Origin of the sequence: Cronobacter sakazakii, from assembly GCF_000982825.1 — a bacterium.
Classification (GTDB): domain Bacteria; phylum Pseudomonadota; class Gammaproteobacteria; order Enterobacterales; family Enterobacteriaceae; genus Cronobacter; species Cronobacter sakazakii.
This window is the reverse complement of record NZ_CP011047.1, coordinates 1-16,719: the sequence shown is the minus strand read 5'-3', so window position 1 is coordinate 16,719 and position 16,719 is coordinate 1. Positions and strand designations below refer to the sequence as shown.

30 protein-coding genes and 2 pseudogenes are annotated in these 16,719 nt (G+C 50.7%); 25 read left to right on the top strand and 7 right to left on the bottom strand.

Annotation, left to right across the window (positions count from 1 at the left end; translation table 11 throughout):
• Window positions 1-4: 4 nt before the first annotated feature.
• From kil to CSK29544_RS00110, 7 genes are all read right to left on the bottom strand, one after another.
• A complete protein-coding gene (gene kil, locus CSK29544_RS00135; RefSeq protein WP_007706457.1) occupies window positions 5-160 on the bottom strand; it encodes a host cell division inhibitory peptide Kil in 156 nt (51 codons plus the stop codon).
• Window positions 139-276 (bottom strand): protease FtsH-inhibitory lysogeny factor CIII, encoded by a 138-nt coding sequence (locus CSK29544_RS22145; RefSeq protein WP_071844233.1) that lies wholly within the window; start codon window positions 274-276, stop codon window positions 139-141. Before CSK29544_RS22145 ends, kil begins: the two co-directional genes overlap by 22 nt.
• A 410-nt stretch (window positions 277-686) precedes the next feature.
• Window positions 687-866, bottom strand: a complete 180-nt coding sequence (locus tag CSK29544_RS00130) for a hypothetical protein (RefSeq protein WP_032975650.1) — start codon at window positions 864-866, stop codon at window positions 687-689.
• A 44-nt stretch (window positions 867-910) separates the two neighbouring features.
• Complete coding sequence (locus CSK29544_RS00125; RefSeq protein WP_046622970.1) at window positions 911-1,495, bottom strand: pentapeptide repeat-containing protein; 585 nt, start codon at window positions 1,493-1,495, stop codon at window positions 911-913.
• Between the two features lie 4 nt (window positions 1,496-1,499).
• Complete coding sequence (locus CSK29544_RS00120) at window positions 1,500-1,850, bottom strand: transcriptional antitermination N peptide (protein ID WP_029039730.1); 351 nt, start codon at window positions 1,848-1,850, stop codon at window positions 1,500-1,502.
• A gap of 484 nt (window positions 1,851-2,334) precedes the next feature.
• Window positions 2,335-3,198: a DUF7946 domain-containing protein gene (locus CSK29544_RS00115; RefSeq protein ID WP_029039729.1), complete on the bottom strand. Its 864-nt coding sequence runs from the start codon at window positions 3,196-3,198 to the stop codon at window positions 2,335-2,337.
• A 94-nt stretch (window positions 3,199-3,292) separates the two neighbouring features.
• Window positions 3,293-3,976 (bottom strand): LexA family protein, encoded by a 684-nt coding sequence (locus CSK29544_RS00110; protein WP_029039728.1) that lies wholly within the window; start codon window positions 3,974-3,976, stop codon window positions 3,293-3,295.
• A gap of 77 nt (window positions 3,977-4,053) precedes the next feature.
• Here CSK29544_RS00110 and CSK29544_RS00105 point away from each other — a divergent pair, with 77 nt between their 5' ends.
• The 25 genes and pseudogenes from CSK29544_RS00105 to CSK29544_RS25125 all read left to right on the top strand — a co-directional run.
• Entirely contained in the window at window positions 4,054-4,281 is a 228-nt protein-coding gene (locus tag CSK29544_RS00105) for a helix-turn-helix domain-containing protein (RefSeq protein WP_029039727.1), read from the top strand.
• Window positions 4,282-4,388: 107 nt separating this feature from the next.
• Window positions 4,389-4,685, top strand: a complete 297-nt coding sequence (locus CSK29544_RS00100) for a CII family transcriptional regulator (protein WP_029039726.1) — start codon at window positions 4,389-4,391, stop codon at window positions 4,683-4,685.
• A gap of 162 nt (window positions 4,686-4,847) precedes the next feature.
• Window positions 4,848-5,600, top strand: a complete 753-nt coding sequence (locus CSK29544_RS00095; RefSeq protein ID WP_029039725.1) for a helix-turn-helix domain-containing protein — start codon at window positions 4,848-4,850, stop codon at window positions 5,598-5,600.
• Between the two features lie 110 nt (window positions 5,601-5,710).
• A complete protein-coding gene (locus CSK29544_RS00090; protein WP_029039724.1) occupies window positions 5,711-7,591 on the top strand; it encodes a toprim domain-containing protein in 1,881 nt (626 codons plus the stop codon).
• Between the two features lie 17 nt (window positions 7,592-7,608).
• Window positions 7,609-8,397 carry a DUF551 domain-containing protein gene (locus CSK29544_RS00085; RefSeq protein ID WP_052735624.1) on the top strand — a complete coding sequence of 263 codons (789 nt, stop codon included), beginning with the start codon at window positions 7,609-7,611 and terminating at the stop codon, window positions 8,395-8,397.
• Window positions 8,398-8,544: 147 nt separating this feature from the next.
• Entirely contained in the window at window positions 8,545-9,030 is a 486-nt protein-coding gene (locus tag CSK29544_RS00080) for a hypothetical protein (RefSeq protein ID WP_029039634.1), read from the top strand.
• Window positions 9,027-9,182, top strand: a complete 156-nt coding sequence (locus CSK29544_RS24525) for a hypothetical protein (RefSeq protein ID WP_169737564.1) — start codon at window positions 9,027-9,029, stop codon at window positions 9,180-9,182. The genes CSK29544_RS00080 and CSK29544_RS24525 overlap by 4 nt, the downstream gene beginning before the upstream one ends.
• A complete protein-coding gene (locus CSK29544_RS00075; protein WP_029039635.1) occupies window positions 9,163-9,603 on the top strand; it encodes a recombination protein NinB in 441 nt (146 codons plus the stop codon). Before CSK29544_RS24525 ends, CSK29544_RS00075 begins: the two co-directional genes overlap by 20 nt.
• Window positions 9,600-10,175 carry a phage N-6-adenine-methyltransferase gene (locus tag CSK29544_RS00070; protein ID WP_029039636.1) on the top strand — a complete coding sequence of 192 codons (576 nt, stop codon included), beginning with the start codon at window positions 9,600-9,602 and terminating at the stop codon, window positions 10,173-10,175. The genes CSK29544_RS00075 and CSK29544_RS00070 overlap by 4 nt, the downstream gene beginning before the upstream one ends.
• Window positions 10,151-10,330, top strand: a complete 180-nt coding sequence (locus CSK29544_RS22135; protein WP_071844232.1) for a NinE family protein — start codon at window positions 10,151-10,153, stop codon at window positions 10,328-10,330. The genes CSK29544_RS00070 and CSK29544_RS22135 overlap by 25 nt, the downstream gene beginning before the upstream one ends.
• A complete protein-coding gene (locus CSK29544_RS00065; RefSeq protein ID WP_029039637.1) occupies window positions 10,320-10,541 on the top strand; it encodes a hypothetical protein in 222 nt (73 codons plus the stop codon). Before CSK29544_RS22135 ends, CSK29544_RS00065 begins: the two co-directional genes overlap by 11 nt.
• Window positions 10,541-10,825, top strand: coding sequence for a phage protein NinX family protein (locus CSK29544_RS00060; protein ID WP_029039638.1), 285 nt, complete (start codon window positions 10,541-10,543; stop codon window positions 10,823-10,825). Before CSK29544_RS00065 ends, CSK29544_RS00060 begins: the two co-directional genes overlap by 1 nt.
• Window positions 10,818-11,003, top strand: coding sequence for a protein NinF (locus CSK29544_RS00055; RefSeq protein WP_029039639.1), 186 nt, complete (start codon window positions 10,818-10,820; stop codon window positions 11,001-11,003). The genes CSK29544_RS00060 and CSK29544_RS00055 overlap by 8 nt, the downstream gene beginning before the upstream one ends.
• Window positions 10,984-11,232, top strand: a complete 249-nt coding sequence (locus CSK29544_RS00050) for a hypothetical protein (RefSeq protein ID WP_151451316.1) — start codon at window positions 10,984-10,986, stop codon at window positions 11,230-11,232. The genes CSK29544_RS00055 and CSK29544_RS00050 overlap by 20 nt, the downstream gene beginning before the upstream one ends.
• Entirely contained in the window at window positions 11,225-11,836 is a 612-nt protein-coding gene (locus tag CSK29544_RS00045; protein WP_012125646.1) for a recombination protein NinG, read from the top strand. Before CSK29544_RS00050 ends, CSK29544_RS00045 begins: the two co-directional genes overlap by 8 nt.
• Window positions 11,833-12,090 (top strand): DUF7740 domain-containing protein, encoded by a 258-nt coding sequence (locus tag CSK29544_RS00040; RefSeq protein WP_029039641.1) that lies wholly within the window; start codon window positions 11,833-11,835, stop codon window positions 12,088-12,090. The genes CSK29544_RS00045 and CSK29544_RS00040 overlap by 4 nt, the downstream gene beginning before the upstream one ends.
• Entirely contained in the window at window positions 12,087-12,266 is a 180-nt protein-coding gene (locus tag CSK29544_RS00035; protein ID WP_029039642.1) for a hypothetical protein, read from the top strand. The genes CSK29544_RS00040 and CSK29544_RS00035 overlap by 4 nt, the downstream gene beginning before the upstream one ends.
• A complete protein-coding gene (locus CSK29544_RS00030) occupies window positions 12,263-13,027 on the top strand; it encodes an antitermination protein (protein ID WP_029039643.1) in 765 nt (254 codons plus the stop codon). The genes CSK29544_RS00035 and CSK29544_RS00030 overlap by 4 nt, the downstream gene beginning before the upstream one ends.
• Before the next feature lie 787 nt (window positions 13,028-13,814).
• Complete coding sequence (locus CSK29544_RS00025; protein ID WP_241720356.1) at window positions 13,815-14,096, top strand: SHOCT domain-containing protein; 282 nt, start codon at window positions 13,815-13,817, stop codon at window positions 14,094-14,096.
• An 8-nt stretch (window positions 14,097-14,104) separates the two neighbouring features.
• Window positions 14,105-14,599 (top strand): lysozyme, encoded by a 495-nt coding sequence (locus CSK29544_RS00020; protein ID WP_029039645.1) that lies wholly within the window; start codon window positions 14,105-14,107, stop codon window positions 14,597-14,599.
• Window positions 14,589-14,993: a lysis system i-spanin subunit Rz gene (locus tag CSK29544_RS00015; RefSeq protein ID WP_256999308.1), complete on the top strand. Its 405-nt coding sequence runs from the start codon at window positions 14,589-14,591 to the stop codon at window positions 14,991-14,993. Before CSK29544_RS00020 ends, CSK29544_RS00015 begins: the two co-directional genes overlap by 11 nt.
• Entirely contained in the window at window positions 14,921-15,082 is a 162-nt protein-coding gene (locus CSK29544_RS24785) for a lysis system i-spanin subunit Rz (RefSeq protein ID WP_256999307.1), read from the top strand. The genes CSK29544_RS00015 and CSK29544_RS24785 overlap by 73 nt, the downstream gene beginning before the upstream one ends.
• Window positions 15,051-15,548, top strand: coding sequence for an HNH endonuclease signature motif containing protein (locus tag CSK29544_RS22130; RefSeq protein ID WP_076723568.1), 498 nt, complete (start codon window positions 15,051-15,053; stop codon window positions 15,546-15,548). Before CSK29544_RS24785 ends, CSK29544_RS22130 begins: the two co-directional genes overlap by 32 nt.
• A 3-nt stretch (window positions 15,549-15,551) precedes the next feature.
• Window positions 15,552-15,656: pseudogene (locus CSK29544_RS22125) on the top strand (lysis system i-spanin subunit Rz); the annotation flags it as partial.
• A gap of 605 nt (window positions 15,657-16,261) precedes the next feature.
• Window positions 16,262-16,662: pseudogene (locus tag CSK29544_RS25125) on the top strand (phage antirepressor KilAC domain-containing protein); the annotation flags it as partial.
• Window positions 16,663-16,719: the final 57 nt, after the last annotated feature.

The window sequence follows — 16,719 nt, the reverse complement described above, 5'->3', positions numbered from 1 at the left end:
GTCTTCATTGCGGCCTCCGGTACCAGGGCATGCTCACTGCCTGCTTCATCTGCTTATTGGCCTGCAGCCACATCCCGGCGTCACCGAGGAAGCGGGCGATAACCGCCTTGCTCTGCGCGGCCATAAGGGCCTGATGGTTTACTGTTTGATTGCCGTACATGTCAGCTCCTTAAGCGTTGTGCAGATACCGCGTATGCGGCGGGTGATGAGGTCGAGTAGCGATTCATTGAGTTGAGCGGCACCCAAGACGGCACCGCCCGCGATAGCAAATGTCATCGTGGGGTTCCTGTTATTTGTGATTGGCATAGCGAAAACGCCTAAAATAGGCGCTATTGATATGCTGAATTAATGTTCAAATGCTTTTGATAGGTGATAGATTCCATATTCCACAACACATCGGAGGTTTTATATGGAAGAGAACTTTTGCTGTCCTGAGTGCGGGTCAGAGGAAATAATCGGGGACTTAAGTACCGAAGAGGGCTGGAACAACGCTACTTGTGAGTGCGGACATAAATACTCTTATGAAGAGTATGTTCATGCTTCAGCAGTTTTTGCCGCAAAATGCCTGTTTAAAGACTTATAAAAAATGCCCGGACGCAATGCCGGGCGAACAGGCAACAAGGGTTATTTCTCCATTTAACCAGAACAGGTCTTCGTCTCCTGTCTTGGTTATGATGCGGATTGCATCAGATAACCGACTCCATGAATCGGCTATCGGATATCGGCTGATATTCAACGGCCTCATCATCTATGTCGTAAATGTCGTGATAGCATTCGTGGCACAACTCTTCATTACCATCGCCACTGTAAACGGCAACCGCAGCAATCCCTTTGCCGCATATGTCGCATTCGACTTCCTCATCCATATCTCACCTCAGATAAGTGGCTTGCTGCCAAAAAGAAAGGCCGCTTATTCTGCGACCTCATCTGCGTATTCTTTGATGGTTAACCAGCCTGGTCTTTCACCCTTGCCAAGATAGAAATCAATAATATCCAGCAAGCGTGGGTAAAACTTCAGGGCCTTACGACCATCCATTTCAGCAATTTCATGCTTGCTGTATTTACGCCATTCCTCTGCGGTGTGGTTCTGGCACCCAACTCGCACATATTCACCGTTCGTGATGCTGATGAAGTATTTCTCACCTATGATTACGTATGTGAGATCAGGCAGGTTGGCACCGCGCAGGTTGGCACCGTACAGGTTGGCACCGTACAGGTTGGCACAGCTCAGGTCGGCACCGCGCAGGTTGGCACCGTACAGGTCGGCACCGCGCAGGTTGGCACCGTACAGGTTGGCACCGTACAGGTCGGCACCGCTCAGGTTGGCACCGCGCAGGTTGGTGCCGTACAGGTTGGCACCGTACAGGTCGGCACCGTACAGGTTGGCACAGCTCAGGTCGGCACCGCTCAGGTCGGCTTTAGATCCGTTTTCACCAAACGAAGTCACCCACACTTTGTGCTCATCCAGAATTTTTGATAATTCAGCAGAGTTCATTTTGTTAATCCTTTTGATAGTCGTAGTAGGCCGGAATCGATTTGCCGCGCATTTTCTGGTGCGCGTTAATCAAGTGGGTAGGGTGGTTAACTGGTTTCTTGTATGCCGGGTTACGCTTGCGTTCGGTTACTTCCGGCTTCTTGTCGCGGAGAGCTACGAGCGAAGTGGCTCGGTCAACGCGGCTTGCATGCTTGCGTGATTCTTCCTGAGAAGCGTCAGGAGCCTCGCAACCTAAAATGGAGTCGATGATATTGCCGATAGCGTCACGCTCGATAGCTAGCTTTCTGCGCCGCTGATGACGGCGAGTTTTAGCGTTACCTGCTGATACTGAAGAACCGTATTGGATAACCGTCATGGCTTTGTCCTCATGTGAAATGGCTTTGGTGGTGCAGGCAGTCAGGCGGCTAACCCTGACCGCGTACTCATTGCCGAGCGCCTCCGCCGAAGAGGTTGGCTTCTGCCCGCACCCCAAACCCATCTCGTTTGGTATCTGTTCGCGCTTTGTCAGCGCACCTGTTCTGTTAAAGAGCAAACTTCCGTTTCGTACTGCCTCAGCGTCCTTCTGATGGGTTTATATTGTACCAATAGTACGATTAATGCAAGTACCAAAAGTACGAAGATTGAAAATAAAGTCAAAATTAGATTTTTATGTTTGATTTTTAAGGGTATTTATTTTTGCGAGGCATGTCACAGGCACAAAAAAGCCCGCACCGTGGCGGGCTGCTGGTTTGGCTGCAAGGTGCAGGAGTAACGAAATTGTGCAGGAGTCAGCATTTAGTGCAGGTGGCGCAGGGGAGTATGGCAATAAAAAACCCGGCGCGGTGGCCGGGGTATGGATATCATTTTGCGTCGACTATGAAGAGCCTATTAATCTGCCCTTTCTTTACGGTTGCTTTTGCGGTAATCGTAAAGATTGAAGATACATCTCCCTTGGTGGAAATGTAGGCACTCAGAGCATTGAGATAGGGATTATTCTTCTTGCTTGCGGCGGGGTCACTAATATCAGATGTAATTCTCTTCTTGGATTCGTCACCATCTAAAATTATTTTTGCCGTCATATTTTGAGCATCAAACTCAGTAAGATAAGCTCGGTACTCCCTGAGACCAAGAACCTCATCATCGTCAAGCTTGTCGATTTGAGCCTTGTCTTGCTCATTCACTTTAACTAGGCAACCATCAATGTTGGTAGCAATGCTTATCTGATCGCATGTATTGCCTATAGGAGAAACAGCCTGCCTAACTGATTGGCGTAACTCTACAGCCATCTTATCAATCACTGAGATCAATTTATCGATGGTTCCTGCATCCTTGTTTCCTAGCGCCTCAATGGCTTTTTCAAGAACCTGCTGTAGAGCTTTCATTTCGTCTTTCTTGTTGGAGTTTCTCGCAAAAATGTACTGAAGTATTGCACCCAGTATAGTTGCAGCGATCCCCGAGAACAACTGGTTCTGGGTAACAAAGTTAAGGACAGCATCAAGAGTAAAACAGTTTGCTCTAGCCTCTCTGGCATAAACCTTAACTTCTTGATATGTAACTAGTTTGCTGTACTTTTGTGTTGCTGAAAAAGATGCGGCAGTAGAGAGAACTTTAGAGAAACCCTTAAGCGACTCACCAAGACAATTCAAGTCTATCTCATGGTTTAAAGCATCCTTACCGTCATACCTCAATGATATTTTTATGTCCTGCAAAACACCGTCTTCCATAACCATGCCTCTAATTATTTATGTCTATCACCCAATCACTCAGTTCATCAGCTCACTGCACTATCACCCAAACGTCTCTTCAGGCCACTGCGCCTTAAACTAGGCGCATCTTGGTTTCGATAGCTACGCCAATGATTCGACAGTTTCCGTTGATAGGTATCATTGGCCATGCAGGATTGAGGCCTTTTAGATACTTTTGACTGCCGTCGATGATCAGTTTTTTGAATGTCGCTTCATTATCATCAACCAGTTTCGCTATAACTAAGCTGCCGTTTTTAGCCTCTCTGCCCGTGTCTACCAGAACTAATGTTCCCTCCGGGATGCTTATGCCAACTGGAGATGTCATGGAATCCCCTTCAACACGCAACCAAAACCCATCCCCCTCAACATGGGCGTCAGAGTCGTACCATTCTGTGATGTCCTGCAATGAATACGGTTCTACAGCCTCACACCATGCACCAGCTTTCACCATAGAAATCAACGGATAATTTCCTTTTGGCTCATGTTTCCCAACATAGCTTACGTTTGATTCGCTTTGTTTACTGCTTTTCCCGTGCTGCAACCAGACAACGTCAACTTTCAGAAATTGAGCCAGCGCATTCATTTTCTCCTGCCGTGGCAATGCCTCAGCGTTAAGCCATTTACTGACGGCTTTTGAAGTTACGTTCAAGGCTCTGGCTAAAGCCATTCCCCGTCCATGTTCATCCAGCCCAGCTTCATTACAGGCCTGCGCTAGCCGCTGGGAGAATTCTTGGCGCACTTTTTCAGTTTGTACCATGAGTACGATAGTAAACCACTTGCAAAAACTTTCAGTTCAATCATAATGTGTACTGAAAGTACGAAGAGGAATAGCCCATGCATCATTTAGATGAGCCGATTAAAAGTATTGGCATCCCCGAAGTAGCTAGGGCTTGCGGAGTAAGTGAAAGAGCCGTCTATAAATGGCTTAAAAACGGATTTCTCCCCAAGACCGAATTTTTCGGGAAAACACAGTACGCAGAAACGATTGAGAGGATTTCTAACGGTAAATACCAAGCCACTGAATTGCTTGATTTAAGCCGCAGAAAACTTCTCGCAGCATAAGTAACACCGCTCTTTATCAATTTGAACCGCCGACAACGCGGTAACTCATTTAAGTGGCAGACCCCACGGTCTGCGCACGTATCTAAACAACAAAGGAAGAATACCGAATGGAAAACGCAAGTTATAGCAAGCCGTCCCAGCGCGACATCGACCGCGCAGAGACAGATTTACTCATCAATCTTTCTACGGTCACACAGCGTGGACTGGCGAAGATGGTGGGGTGTCATGAATCGAAGATAAGCAGAACGGACTGGAGATTTATTGCTTCGGTCTTGTGTGCTTTTGGAATGGCATCAGACATCAGTCCGATTAGCAGGGCTTTTAAGTATGCGCTTGATGGACTCACCAATAAAAAACGCCCGGCGGCAACCGAGCGTTCTGATCAAATACAAATGGAATTTTAACAACATCCAGCGAGGTAATTATATGCGAAAAACGCAGGAAAATAAACGCGTTAATCACCGAAAAGATGTGCTACGTGACCAGTTTTATCAGGGGGTTAATCCAGAAATAGCTGTGACACTGAGAGAAATACTTAACAGGCACAAAACTTCGGAGAAGTCAAAATGAGCATGAATCTTATGGCTAAGGCCATGAATATAAAGGTTGGCAACCCACTGAGAAAACTGGTTCTGATTAAACTTGCCGATAACGCCAATGATAACGGTGAATGCTGGCCTTCATACCAACATATTGCTGACCACTGCGAATGTAGTAAGAGCGCCGTAAAAGAACACATATCTGCGTTAATAAAACTCGGTCTCATGACCAAGGAAAACCGGCTTGGGGTTAACAACGGGAAAGGTAATACCTCCAACGTTTACCGCCTGCATTTAACATCTACCCCTGTGCCGTCAGAAAGCACACCCCCTGTGCCGCCAAAAACCTCAGGTGGGTCGTCAGAAAGCACCCCTGTGTCGTCAGAAAGCACCCCTGTGTCGTCAGAAAGCACCCCTGTGTCGTCAGAAAGCACACCCCCTGTGCCGCCTGCTGGCACCAGAACCAGTCACTCTTTTGAACCAGTCAAAGAACCTTTAGAGAGCAAGAAAAAATCTACGGTAATGCCGGAAGGATTCTCACCGAGTGAAGCCCACCAAAAGATGGCAAATGAATACGGCATTTCCTTGCAGGAAGAATTTGAAAAGTTCACCGACCACCACCTTAGCAAGGGAAGCAAATTCATTGACTGGAATCGCGCCCTGAATACTTGGCTCAGAAATGCCAGGGGTTTTCAAAAATCCCGTACTTCAAAATCTTTCTCAAAACCATCATCCGCAATCACCGTGTCGAAAACCGGTTATGTATTCTTCGACAGGTGAGACATGAAATCCAGAATCAAAGCGTTACTCATCGCTGGCTATAACCATGGCTGGCTAAGTCCTGCATTCGTTGAATTCTGGTTTAACCGTCTGGATCTGAGGTCAGTTTGATGACACCTAGCGAACTAAGTGACCTGCTGTGGTCGCAGGTTGACAGGGTAGCGCCGCACCTGTTGCCGAACGGCAAGAAAGACGGGCATGAGTGGGTGGCGGGCAATGTCCACGGCGACAAAGGCTCCAGCCTGAAAGTAAACCTCAACGGCAAAAAGAAATGGGCTGACTTTGCTGAAGGAGATGGCGGTGACATGCTTGACCTGTGGATGGCGTGTCGTGGTATCAGCCTCCATCAGGCGATGCAGGAGGCCAAAGCGTTTCTCGGCATCCGCGATGACGACCACCACTTCGACGCAAAGCGCGAAAAGAAATTCTCCCGTCCTGACCGAAAGAAAGTCGCCCGATACTGCAATAAAACCGAGCATCACATCGAATACCTCAAATCACGCGGCATCTCTCCGGAAACGGCGAAAGCTTTTGAAGTCGTCAGTGGCAAGGTGTGGAACGGCGAGAGAGAGCTGGACGCTCTGGTATTCCCGTACAAGCGCGATGGTGAGCTGATTCAGGTCAAACGCATCAGCACCGAGCGACCGAATGGCAAGAAGGTCATCATGGCCGAAGGAGACTGCGAGCCCTGTCTTTTTGGCTGGCAGGCGCTGGACAGCAAAGTGCGGTCGGTTGTTCTGTGCGAAGGTGAAATCGACTGCATGAGCTACTCACAGTACGGCATAAACGCACTGTCAGTGCCTTTCGGTGGCGGCAAGGGCGCTAAGCAGCAATGGATTGAGTTTGAGTTTCACAATCTCGACCGCTTCGAAGAAATCTGGATATCAATGGACAACGACGAAGTGGGGCAGGAAGCCGCCAGAGAGATAGCCAGCCGACTCGGTGAACATCGCTGCCGGATGGTCAAGTTACCACGCAAGGACATCAACGAGTGCCTGATGGACGGCATCTCCGAAGATGAAATCTGGCAGTGTCTAGGCGGTGCCGCATTCTTTGACCCGGAAGAACTCTACAGCGCCCGCGAGTTTTACCAGGACACCATCAACGCCTTCTACGGTAAGCAGCAATACCTGTTCAATCCTCCATGGGAATCTCTGACCTATAACTTCCAGTTTCGCGAAGCCGAGTTGACGCTTGTCAACGGCGTTAACGGCCATGGAAAAACGGAAGTCGTCGGTCATATGGCTCTGGAAGCCATGAGGCAGGGCGTAAAAACATGCGTTGCTTCGCTGGAGCTTAAGCCCGGCATACTGCTTAAGCGCCTTACGCGCCAGGCTACATGCTGCAAGATGCCTCCAGTTCTGGAGATTGAGTCGGCATTCAACTTCTACGATGACCGGTTATGGTTATTCGGTCTGACTGGAACGGCGAAAGCTGAACGCCTCATCGAAATATTCACCTATGCCCGCCGCCGATATGGAATCCGGCTTTTCATCATCGACAGCCTCATGAAGTGCGGCATCGGCGATGACGATTACAACGGGCAGAAGGCGTTTGTCGACGCACTGTGCGACTTCAAGAACAAGACCAACTCTCACATCATCCTCGTCACTCACTCCCGCAAAGGAGACAGCGAGGAAAAGCCCACTGGCAAAATGGATGTGAAAGGCTCTGGTGCCATCACCGACCTCACAGACAACCTGTTTATCATCTGGCGTAACAAAGGCCGGGAGAGAGCGCTACACCGCGTCCAGGCGGGTGAGCAACTCAACGATAAAGACCAGCAACTGTTAGCCGCTCCGGCATCTGTTCTGATGTTGGAAAAGCAGCGAAACGGAGAAGGCTGGGAAGGTGGCGTACCGCTGTTTCTCGACGACCAGTCTCACCAGTTTCTACAGGTCGAAGGCGCATCCCCATACAACTACGTCGCTAACATGCCCAAGTCGGAGTATGACGAGGTGTGGCAGCAGGAAAACGTTTCTCAAATCTGACATCACAAGGATTAACCATGAGCACTATTAGCACAGAACAGGCCAAAGACCTGCGTAACGCATTTGAATGCTGGCAGCAGGACTATGACCCGGTAGAAGACAAAGAGCAGTACGACATGTTTGGCCTTGGCATTGTGGCGATGGATGAGCTTCTGGCGCTGCGCAAAGAGCGGGAGAAGGAAGAATCAGCCGTTTGCCCAAAATGCGGCAACACTGGATTAGCCGATAGCGGCGGGGTGCAGCCATGGGGAGAGCCAATTCTCATTGAATGTGATTGCACAGCACCGCCCGCGCCTGGTGCTGATGACGACTCTCTGCCGTATGACCCACAGATTGCTGAGTATGAGCAAATGATGGAAGCCGAGCAGGCACAAGCCGACACCACCTCGCAGCAGTTCGAATCGCTGGCAGGTAAGGTTGTTGGTGGCAGCGATGGTTTCGAGTGTACGCCAGTCGCTGACCTGTACGAGCTTCTTACCAAGTGTGGCGAGTGTTACGACTATACAACCTCGGCAAAAGTCGCTGCCGCCTGGATTAAAGATGGTTATTCGGCGCGGGAATACGTGAAGCTTGACCGTCTGCAGGAAGCCATGACGCATGGTTCATCCGGGGAGCCTGATGGCTGGATTCCATGCAGCGAGCGGATGCCTGATACATACGTAAATGTTTTACTGACAGACGAGCATGGCGACACTTGCATTGGTCAATTAGAAAGTTTCGAGGACGCGCATTTCTATATCAGTAGCTCTATTCACAGATATAAGGCGACTCACTGGCAACCGCTCCCCGAGCCGCCATGCAAATAACCCTCGACGACATAGACACCATCGCCAGATACATCGGCACTCCTCGCTTCATCGACATCGAAACACTCACCAAACGATATCTCTTTACCAGCCAGCTGATAATGCTTCAGGCAATCAGTAAGGCGAGGTATTGAGCGGAGACTCATCATGATAACCAAGTTGCAAATTATGACCTGGTTCGAAATGAACCGGAAAGGCACAGTCAAGCAGCTCGTTGAGGAGCTCGGCGGAAAGGGCGACCGTGTGGCCGCCATAGTCTGTGGTCTTGTGCGAGAGGGCGCATTGGTACGCTCTGCAAGCACCGGCATGGGAACACGCTGCCGCCTTTATGAACTTAGTGAAGGTAAAACGAGTCGCCAGCGTATCCGCGAATACGTCACTGAACATGGTCCGGTATCGTCCCGCCAGGTTTCAGAGGGCACCGGCATAGATATGGGCGCAGTACAGCGCATTCTCCGTGACGAACACGATTCAGGACGTATTGAGCGCTACAACTCGGAGAAGTGCAGCGAGCACCAGGGTTCATTCCTGTATGTCGCAGCGCATGAGTTATGCAAGTTCGGATGCTCAAACCCCATGACGGCGTTTATCAATCAGCAGCTGCGCGCGGTGCGGCAGGAGATGAGGGTATGAGCATCATAATGCTGGTCTTCATCGGCCTGTGCTTCATGTTCGCGGCCATCGTTAAACAGGACGGCCTGATGTTCACTGACGCGCTGATTCTGCTGCGCAGTGCATTCGTACTGATTAAGCTGGAGAAGAGGAATGAGAAAACAAACTTTTGAAATTCGCACACCGCTAGTCCAGCAAAACGCAATCCGCACCATCCAGCAGCTTTACCCCGACCCGGAAAGACCTCTCATCGTAACCATTCAGGAAAAGACGCGCTCAATAGAGCAGAACAAGCGTCTTTGGGCGACCCTGCGCGATGTGTCTGAGCAGGTCGTCTGGCATGGCATGAAGCTGGATAGCGAAGACTGGAAGCACATCTTCACGGCGGCGCTTAAAGGCCAACGCTCAGCGCCGGGGATTAAAGGCGGTTTTGTCGTGCTCGGCCAGTCGACCTCAAAGATGCGCGTAAGCGAATTCAGCGAGCTTCTGGAGCTGATTCACGCGTTCGGTGCAGAGAGAGACGTCCGGTGGAGTGAGGACGCTCAGGAAGCGATTGAGTGGGCTAAACGAACAGGAAGGAAGGTGACGGCATGACAGACAAATCAAACACGCCAGTTGAGATAAAAGACCTCTGGCAAACCCCGCCGGAAATCTACCGGGCGTTACGGAGCGAGTTCCCGTTTTTCCTTGATGCAGCAGCCAGCCAAAGTAATGCGCTTTGCACCAGGTTCATTGATGAAATGGAAAACACGCTCGAAGCGAATTGGCTCTCGAAAATGCCTATCGGAGTTGGGCGGGCTTACGCGTGGCTGAACCCTCCATACAGTGCACCGATGCCTTTCGTTAAGAAGGCCGCACAGGAGAATGCAGATCACAGTGTTGGCTGCGTGATGCTTCTGCCTGCTGATACCTCTGTCCAGTGGTTCAAAGAGGCTATCAAGACAGCGCATGAGGTCAGGTTCATTACTGGCGGGCGGCTCTCATTTCTGAACGCAAGCACGGGCAAGCCGGTAAACGGCAACAACAAAGGCTCGATGCTCATCATCTGGCACCCGTGGCCGCGAGCTGGCGAATGCCGGATGACGACTGTTGAGCGCGACGAGCTTATGGCGTATGGCCGGAAACGCATGGAGGCGCTGAAATGCGAAAACGGAAAAGCAGCCTAGTCGCTGTAATGGAAAACTGCATATTCATCGTACGGCCCCGCCGAAAGAAGAAACCTGAATTGCCTCCCTCACAAATCCCAACGTATGCGTATACGGCCCACCTTGCTGATGTCCGGTGGCTTCGTCAACGCGCCAGGAGGAAGCATGAACAATGAATACGAGTACGCAGAGCGCTTCGCCGACCTCATGGAAGACATGCAGGGCGATGGCGTGGATGCCATGAACATCCTGATGAATTACCTGATGGGCTTCGTCGAGCAGATGAGCGAGGGCGAAGAAGACAAAGGGCTCATCTGGCAACTGGAAGACAAAGAGCTGGTTATCACCATTGAGCCGGCAGAGACAAACACAGCGAGGCTGCATTGATGGACTATTCACAGTTAAGTGATGATGAAATCAATAACATGGTAGGGCGCGTAGTTTCACAGAGATTTCGCACCGACTACTGCAACGACCCCGGCGCCGCATGGCCGATTATCCAACGAAATGGCATTTCACTCGCCAAATATGAGCACGGGATGTGGCTTGCGTCCTCAGATGCGTACTGGGTTGACGGTGTTGAATGGCAGATTGACGGAGAAACACACCCAAACCCACTCCGCGCCGCCATGATTGTCTTCCTCATGATGCAGGAAAGCCAACATGCTTAACCCCATCCAAACCCAAACCTACGAGCAGCAGAGCATAGCCAGAGCTCTATGCGCAGGATGCAGCAAGCAGCTGGATGCCGATGAGGTATATGCCTGCGGCGAGTGCATCAACGAATGGCTTGTGTATAGAGACCCGAATCATTTTGTGTCGGAGGGTAATGATGACGTGGCTTTATGACATTTTACTAAAACTTTCCATGTTTGCGGCAGAAAGGCTCTACAAGGAAAAGGTTGAACAAGTTGATGTTTGGATGAAGAGCGGGCGACAGGTGTGCTTGATGACAAGGGATAGCGCCGACCAGCTAAAGCGGGTTACCGAAAACCTCCGCGAAGCCTGGACGCCACAGCAAGTTGACGAGCTGAAGGCTGCGATTAAAAAAATCAGAGAGGAGGAAGCTAATGGCTAAATCACCTCGCAGGCGCTGTAAAAACGAAGAGTGCAGAGAGTGGTTCCACCCGGCATTCGCTAACCAGTGGTGGTGTGGGCCCGAGTGTGGCGCAAAGATAGCGCTTGAGCGACGAAACAGGGAGCGAGACAAAGCACTCAAAGCAGCAGAGAAGAAACGACGAAGAGAAGAACAGCAGCAGAAAGACAGACTCAAGATTCGAAAGCTCGCCTTAAAGCCCCGCAGTTACTGGATTAAACAAGCCCAACAAGCCGTAAACGCCTTCATCAGAGAAAGAGACCGCGACCTGCCATGTATCTCGTGCGGAACTTTCACGTCTGCTCAGTGGGATGCCGGTCACTACCGGACAACTGCTGCGGCACCTCAGCTTCGCTTTGATGAACGCAATATCCATAAGCAATGCGTCGTGTGCAATCAGCACAAGAGCGGCAATCTCGTGCCGTACCGGGCAGAGCTTATCCGGCGTATCGGGCTGTCAGCAGTCGAGGCTGTCGAATCTAACCACTATCGCCACCGCTGGACTATCGAAGAGTGCAAAGCGATTAAGGCGGAGTATCAGCAGAAGCTTAAAGACCTGCGCAATTCGCGCGAGGAGGCCGCATGAGCGAAATAAGCAGAGAGGTTTGCGAGGAATATCTCGATGCCCTGGTGACTGTGGAGTTGGCCGCAAAGCTGGCGCAGAAAGACGGGCGCAAGGTTAACGGTGCTATCCGCGCGACGGTGAACGCCTTACTGCCGCGGCTGAGCGACCGGAAAGTGCACGGCATATTCACCGGACTGGCGCGCCAGCCATTCCCGGACGGTGCACTCAAGATGCTGCGCCGACAACTCGATTCAATGGTGGGAGAGCCAGCATGACGACGGTAACAAACATCGCATTAGCTCAGCAGCGCCAGAAGGATAAGGAGATGCTTGAGGCTGTTGAGTGGCAGCTTAACAACGTTCACGAGACCGAGCGGCGCTTAAAGGAAATGCGTAAGGAGCTGGAAAACCGGCTCGGCATCAACAAACCAGAGGGAGGCGATGCAGCATGAACCTGGAAAACGCACTGAAATACCACTTCGCTAAATCGACCATGATAAGCGATTCCCCGCGAGCTACGGCTTCAGACGCATTGACCGGCACTGATATCATGGCAGCTCAGGGAATGGTGCAGAATCGCGCGCAGATGGGCTTTGCGGCGTTTATGGGGAAAATGGGCGTCAGCAGCAATGACCGTGAGAAAGCTATTGAAATGCTGACCCTGTATGCAATTGAGCGCTGCGATAAGGTTGCCGCCTTGCGCAAGCTCGAAAGTGATATTAAGCCAAAGGTAATGCAAGCGCTCGCAACTTACGCCTTTGAGGACTATTCACGCAACGCCGGGAGCACCCGGCAGTGTGAATGCTGCAATGGCGCAGGCTTCATTCATGCGGAAGTCGTGACCATGAAGCACATTGGTCGACCGAATCTCGCGGCCAGAAGGGAGCAGGTGAAAGTGCTGTGCCAGAAGTGCAAAGGAAAGGGTGTGGTTTCTACGGCATGCTCTGACTGCAAGGGGCGAGGGAAGGCGATAAATCAGGAGGAAACAGAAAAGCAGGGCGTTCCAGTGATATCTGACTGCAAGCGCTGCGGCGGCGTCGGCTATCCTCGTTTGCCCTCTACCGAGGCCTTTGCTGCGGTATGCCAAATCACGGATTCCATATCACTCGACACGTGGAAGAAGTCAGTTAAGCCATTCTACGATGCTCTTATCATCAAGTTTGAGGTGGAAGAATCGTGGGCTGACGCACAGTTACGAGAAGTCACCAGGTAAAAACCGAAAATAGCGCATTAATTTGTCGTGCGCTATTTACTTTTCCCGAACCTGCGGATATGATTTCTAACAGTGGAAGTTGCGCACGTTGTTAAGCGCTAAAAACATTAAGCCCTGAGTTAATAGCTCGGGGCTTTTTTATTGGCTCAACCAAAGCAACAGGTGTTCATATGAAAAGCTGCAACGCTACTCAGGGTTTCGATAACCCGACTAAATTTCGTGAAGAGTGGGATCGTCAAACCAAAGAAGCATGAGACGAAACCGGCAAGGGCATTGATGGAACAGGCAGCGTAACCGCGTGGCGGAACAGGCAGCGTAACTGATAGTGCTTTCATTCGTGGGTAACAACTGGCATATCGCCTTAGTAAATCCCATATAGGTGCTGGGTTGATCGCCAGCCGTCAGCTCCACGAAACGGAGCACATAACAGGTAAGGGAACTGAACTTTTTAAGCCAGGTAAGCGCTGGCGTCGGTGCGATTCCGGGCAGTTTCCTTTCCGTTGTGGTGAATGCGCAGGCTGATGCGCGGAAAGAAATGCCCCATTGGTACACGAGGCGAGTTCACCAGACGGGTAAAGCCGCTTGCCGCCGGGACCGATAAGCCGGAGTTCAGCACCGGCCACCACAAACAAATCACTCCAAATATTCAAGGCTCGCTTCGGCGGGCCTTTTTCGTATTAGGCCACAGGAAATCAATCACAGATGAACCCTCACATCCGATGCCTCGCTGGCCTTTCCTAACTACATCACAGCACTTCCATTATCGGAGGTGTGAGAAATGCTACGCATGAATACCAACAACGGATTCTGGTCGTATTTCTGGTCAGGTCTGACGGGATTCTTCGCCATGTTGACTCTTCAGGATGTTCTGTTTGCCCTGGGATTTGTCATAACGGCGACATTCACCTGGCTGACATATCGTTCAAACGACCGAAAGAACAAAGCGGCGATTGAGGAAGACCGCAAGCGAACCGAAATCCTCAAAGCTGCATATGCCCGTGGTGATGTAACGAACATTTCCGATGGTGCCAAAATCGTCAAAGACATCGACCAGGAACTATCGCCATAGGTGAGACCATGCAGATACCAGCGAAACTACGTACTGCACTGGTTGCAGCTGCGGCGGGAGGGGCGTCATTTATCGCTGGCGTCCTGATACAGTACCAGGAAGGCGTTAAGTACAAGCCTTACCTCGACCCTGTCGGCATTCCTACTGTGTGTGCAGGAATTACCGGCCCTGATGTGAAGATGGGCAAGGTCTACACAAAGCAGGAATGCGATGACCTCCTTAACAAGCACATGCAACCGGTTATCAAAGCCGTGGATGCCTCAGTTAAGGTTCCCATTTCTGCATACCAGCGTGCCGCGCTCTACTCATTCACCTACAACGTAGGGGTAAGCGCCTTCCGCTCATCGACGTTGCTTAAAAAGCTCAACAATGGCGACAGAAAAGGAGCCTGCGACGAGCTGCGAAAATGGACATGGGCGGGCGGCAAGCAGTGGAAAGGATTGCAAACTCGAAGGGAGATAGAGCGCTCCATGTGCCTGGCGGAAAGCGAAAATGACCTTTAACTGGAAGATCATCCTCTTCGCCATAATGAGCCTGCTGCTGGCAATCGCTATTGTCATCGCCAGTCATTACCGGTCAGCGCTCAAAGAATCGCAGGCATCTTTAACCAAAGTTAATCGTGAATTAAATCTGGCTAAAGACACCATCAGCGACATGCAGACTCGCCAGCGCGATGTGGCCGCGCTCGACGCAAAATACACACAGGAGCTTGCAAATGCTCAGAGCACTATCAATCAGCTTGAGCGCGATGTTGCCGCTGGTAATAAGCGGCTGCGCCTTGCAGCAACGTGCGGAAAGAACGGAGGCGACCGGCTCCCCCCGGCGTGGATGATGCTTCCACCGCCGAACTCACTCCAGACGCTCGACAAAATTATTTCCATCTCCGAGAGCAATTAGTCACGGCTGAAAAGCAAATACTTGGTCTTCAGGAATATATTCGCACGGTGGTCTTTGATGAAAAGAGCCAAAGTAACACAAGAAATTGAAGCGTATATTAGGGAACACTTGGAAGTAGACGCCCGTGTATCATCAGGCCTGAAATGGAAGAAAGCACCAAAATTTAACGGTCATATGCTCGGGAAAGAGGCGGGAGTTAAAAACCCTGATGGTTACTACCGAGTTGGCGTAAAAAGACAGAAGCTCTCCACGCATCGGGTAGTTTGGTTTCTGTTAAACGGAGACTGGCCTTTTTGTATTGACCATATAGATGGCAATCAAGCAAATAACTCTCCTGAAAACTTGAGGCCTGTGACTCTTTCAGAAAACCAACATAATCGAATTTGCATGGGCGTTAAATATGACGCCCGGCGTGACATGTATAGCGCAAGAATCACTGTTTCAGGTAAGCGAATCGAGCTTGGGTCATTTAAGAGTCAGAGTGAAGCCTCTCAGGCATACAAGGCCGCAAAAAGAAAACTTCACCCATCTGCTCCTGCTCGCTGTTACCAGTGAAAAGACTCCGCTCAACGGGATTATTTCACCCTCAGAGAGCGAATCGAAACAGTGACCAAACAGGTTAGCTATCTGCAGGACTACATCCGGCAACAATGCCTCAAATAAATTGTGTAACCCCGTAAGGATGGTGATCGCAATCTGGCTGACGGGTAAGCCGTAAGTGGGTTAGCCATTCTGTGAGGAATCGCGAAGCCTGCGACCATGACAACCCCCAAGAAGATTCACCATCAGCAACAAAGCAATATCGGCCTCGCTAATGCGGGGCTTTTTTTATGCGCTTCGCACGCGCAAACACCAATCCCTAAGCCTACAGAAAAGCAAGCCTGAGATTATCCGTAAATGGTGCGTCTTAGGGGACGGCTTAATCTGTGCGACAGGCTTGTTTCTCTATAGGGAGCACCAACCTATGCAATATCCAGCAAATGACCATCCGTTAGTAATGACCAGCATTGAAATCGCTGAGCTGGTAGAAAAAACGGCACGATAACGTTAAGCGCACGATAGAAAGCCTTATTGAACGGGGCACGATTGCTTCTCCTCAAATTGAGGAAAAGCCCACGGCAGGCCGCCCAGTGAGTTTTTATGTGTTTGAAGGTGAGCAGGGTAAGCGCGACAGTATTATTGTCGTTGCTCAGCTTTCTCCTGAATTTACCGCTCGCCGGTTGATCGCTGGCAGGAACTTGAAGCCCAACTTAGCCAAGCCCGTGAGAATACCGCAGAGCCTGCCGGAAGCGCTACGCCTCGCAGCAGACCTCGCAGAGCAGAATGCCCAACTGGAAAGCAAGCTCGCTATTGCCGCACCTAAAGTCGAATTCGTTGATCACTATGTCGAGGCAACCGGAGCTATGGGATTCCGTGAGGCAGCCGAAACTGCTGAAGGTGAAAGAAACGGACTTCCGACTGTTCCTGATAGAGCAGGGAATCATGTATCGCCTGGCGGGGAAATTGACACCCTATGCTCAGCATCTCGATGCCGGCCGCTTCACCATGAAAACCGGAGAGAACCAGAATAACGGCCATGCATTCACCCAGGCCAAGTTCACTCCGCGTGGCATTCAATGGGTAGCCGCATTGGCTGGCAGGTCACAATCTTAATGACCAGGCAGCCTAAGAAGAGGTGAGAGCCTCTTTCACAACGGCTTTCATCACAAGGCGCATTTGCGAGTGC

Coding starts and splice junctions, on each gene's coding strand:
- kil (WP_007706457.1), bottom strand. CDS start 160: ATGTACGGCAATCAAACAGTAAACCATCAGGCCCTTATGGCCGCGCAG.
- CSK29544_RS22145 (WP_071844233.1), bottom strand. CDS start 276: ATGACATTTGCTATCGCGGGCGGTGCCGTCTTGGGTGCCGCTCAACTC.
- CSK29544_RS00130 (WP_032975650.1), bottom strand. CDS start 866: ATGGATGAGGAAGTCGAATGCGACATATGCGGCAAAGGGATTGCTGCG.
- CSK29544_RS00125 (WP_046622970.1), bottom strand. CDS start 1,495: ATGAACTCTGCTGAATTATCAAAAATTCTGGATGAGCACAAAGTGTGG.
- CSK29544_RS00120 (WP_029039730.1), bottom strand. CDS start 1,850: ATGACGGTTATCCAATACGGTTCTTCAGTATCAGCAGGTAACGCTAAA.
- CSK29544_RS00115 (WP_029039729.1), bottom strand. CDS start 3,198: ATGGAAGACGGTGTTTTGCAGGACATAAAAATATCATTGAGGTATGAC.
- CSK29544_RS00110 (WP_029039728.1), bottom strand. CDS start 3,976: ATGGTACAAACTGAAAAAGTGCGCCAAGAATTCTCCCAGCGGCTAGCG.
- CSK29544_RS00105 (WP_029039727.1), top strand. CDS start 4,054: ATGCATCATTTAGATGAGCCGATTAAAAGTATTGGCATCCCCGAAGTA.
- CSK29544_RS00100 (WP_029039726.1), top strand. CDS start 4,389: ATGGAAAACGCAAGTTATAGCAAGCCGTCCCAGCGCGACATCGACCGC.
- CSK29544_RS00095 (WP_029039725.1), top strand. CDS start 4,848: ATGAGCATGAATCTTATGGCTAAGGCCATGAATATAAAGGTTGGCAAC.
- CSK29544_RS00090 (WP_029039724.1), top strand. CDS start 5,711: ATGACACCTAGCGAACTAAGTGACCTGCTGTGGTCGCAGGTTGACAGG.
- CSK29544_RS00085 (WP_052735624.1), top strand. CDS start 7,609: ATGAGCACTATTAGCACAGAACAGGCCAAAGACCTGCGTAACGCATTT.
- CSK29544_RS00080 (WP_029039634.1), top strand. CDS start 8,545: ATGATAACCAAGTTGCAAATTATGACCTGGTTCGAAATGAACCGGAAA.
- CSK29544_RS24525 (WP_169737564.1), top strand. CDS start 9,027: ATGAGCATCATAATGCTGGTCTTCATCGGCCTGTGCTTCATGTTCGCG.
- CSK29544_RS00075 (WP_029039635.1), top strand. CDS start 9,163: ATGAGAAAACAAACTTTTGAAATTCGCACACCGCTAGTCCAGCAAAAC.
- CSK29544_RS00070 (WP_029039636.1), top strand. CDS start 9,600: ATGACAGACAAATCAAACACGCCAGTTGAGATAAAAGACCTCTGGCAA.
- CSK29544_RS22135 (WP_071844232.1), top strand. CDS start 10,151: ATGCGAAAACGGAAAAGCAGCCTAGTCGCTGTAATGGAAAACTGCATA.
- CSK29544_RS00065 (WP_029039637.1), top strand. CDS start 10,320: ATGAACAATGAATACGAGTACGCAGAGCGCTTCGCCGACCTCATGGAA.
- CSK29544_RS00060 (WP_029039638.1), top strand. CDS start 10,541: ATGGACTATTCACAGTTAAGTGATGATGAAATCAATAACATGGTAGGG.
- CSK29544_RS00055 (WP_029039639.1), top strand. CDS start 10,818: ATGCTTAACCCCATCCAAACCCAAACCTACGAGCAGCAGAGCATAGCC.
- CSK29544_RS00050 (WP_151451316.1), top strand. CDS start 10,984: ATGATGACGTGGCTTTATGACATTTTACTAAAACTTTCCATGTTTGCG.
- CSK29544_RS00045 (WP_012125646.1), top strand. CDS start 11,225: ATGGCTAAATCACCTCGCAGGCGCTGTAAAAACGAAGAGTGCAGAGAG.
- CSK29544_RS00040 (WP_029039641.1), top strand. CDS start 11,833: ATGAGCGAAATAAGCAGAGAGGTTTGCGAGGAATATCTCGATGCCCTG.
- CSK29544_RS00035 (WP_029039642.1), top strand. CDS start 12,087: ATGACGACGGTAACAAACATCGCATTAGCTCAGCAGCGCCAGAAGGAT.
- CSK29544_RS00030 (WP_029039643.1), top strand. CDS start 12,263: ATGAACCTGGAAAACGCACTGAAATACCACTTCGCTAAATCGACCATG.
- CSK29544_RS00025 (WP_241720356.1), top strand. CDS start 13,815: ATGAATACCAACAACGGATTCTGGTCGTATTTCTGGTCAGGTCTGACG.
- CSK29544_RS00020 (WP_029039645.1), top strand. CDS start 14,105: ATGCAGATACCAGCGAAACTACGTACTGCACTGGTTGCAGCTGCGGCG.
- CSK29544_RS00015 (WP_256999308.1), top strand. CDS start 14,589: ATGACCTTTAACTGGAAGATCATCCTCTTCGCCATAATGAGCCTGCTG.
- CSK29544_RS22130 (WP_076723568.1), top strand. CDS start 15,051: ATGAAAAGAGCCAAAGTAACACAAGAAATTGAAGCGTATATTAGGGAA.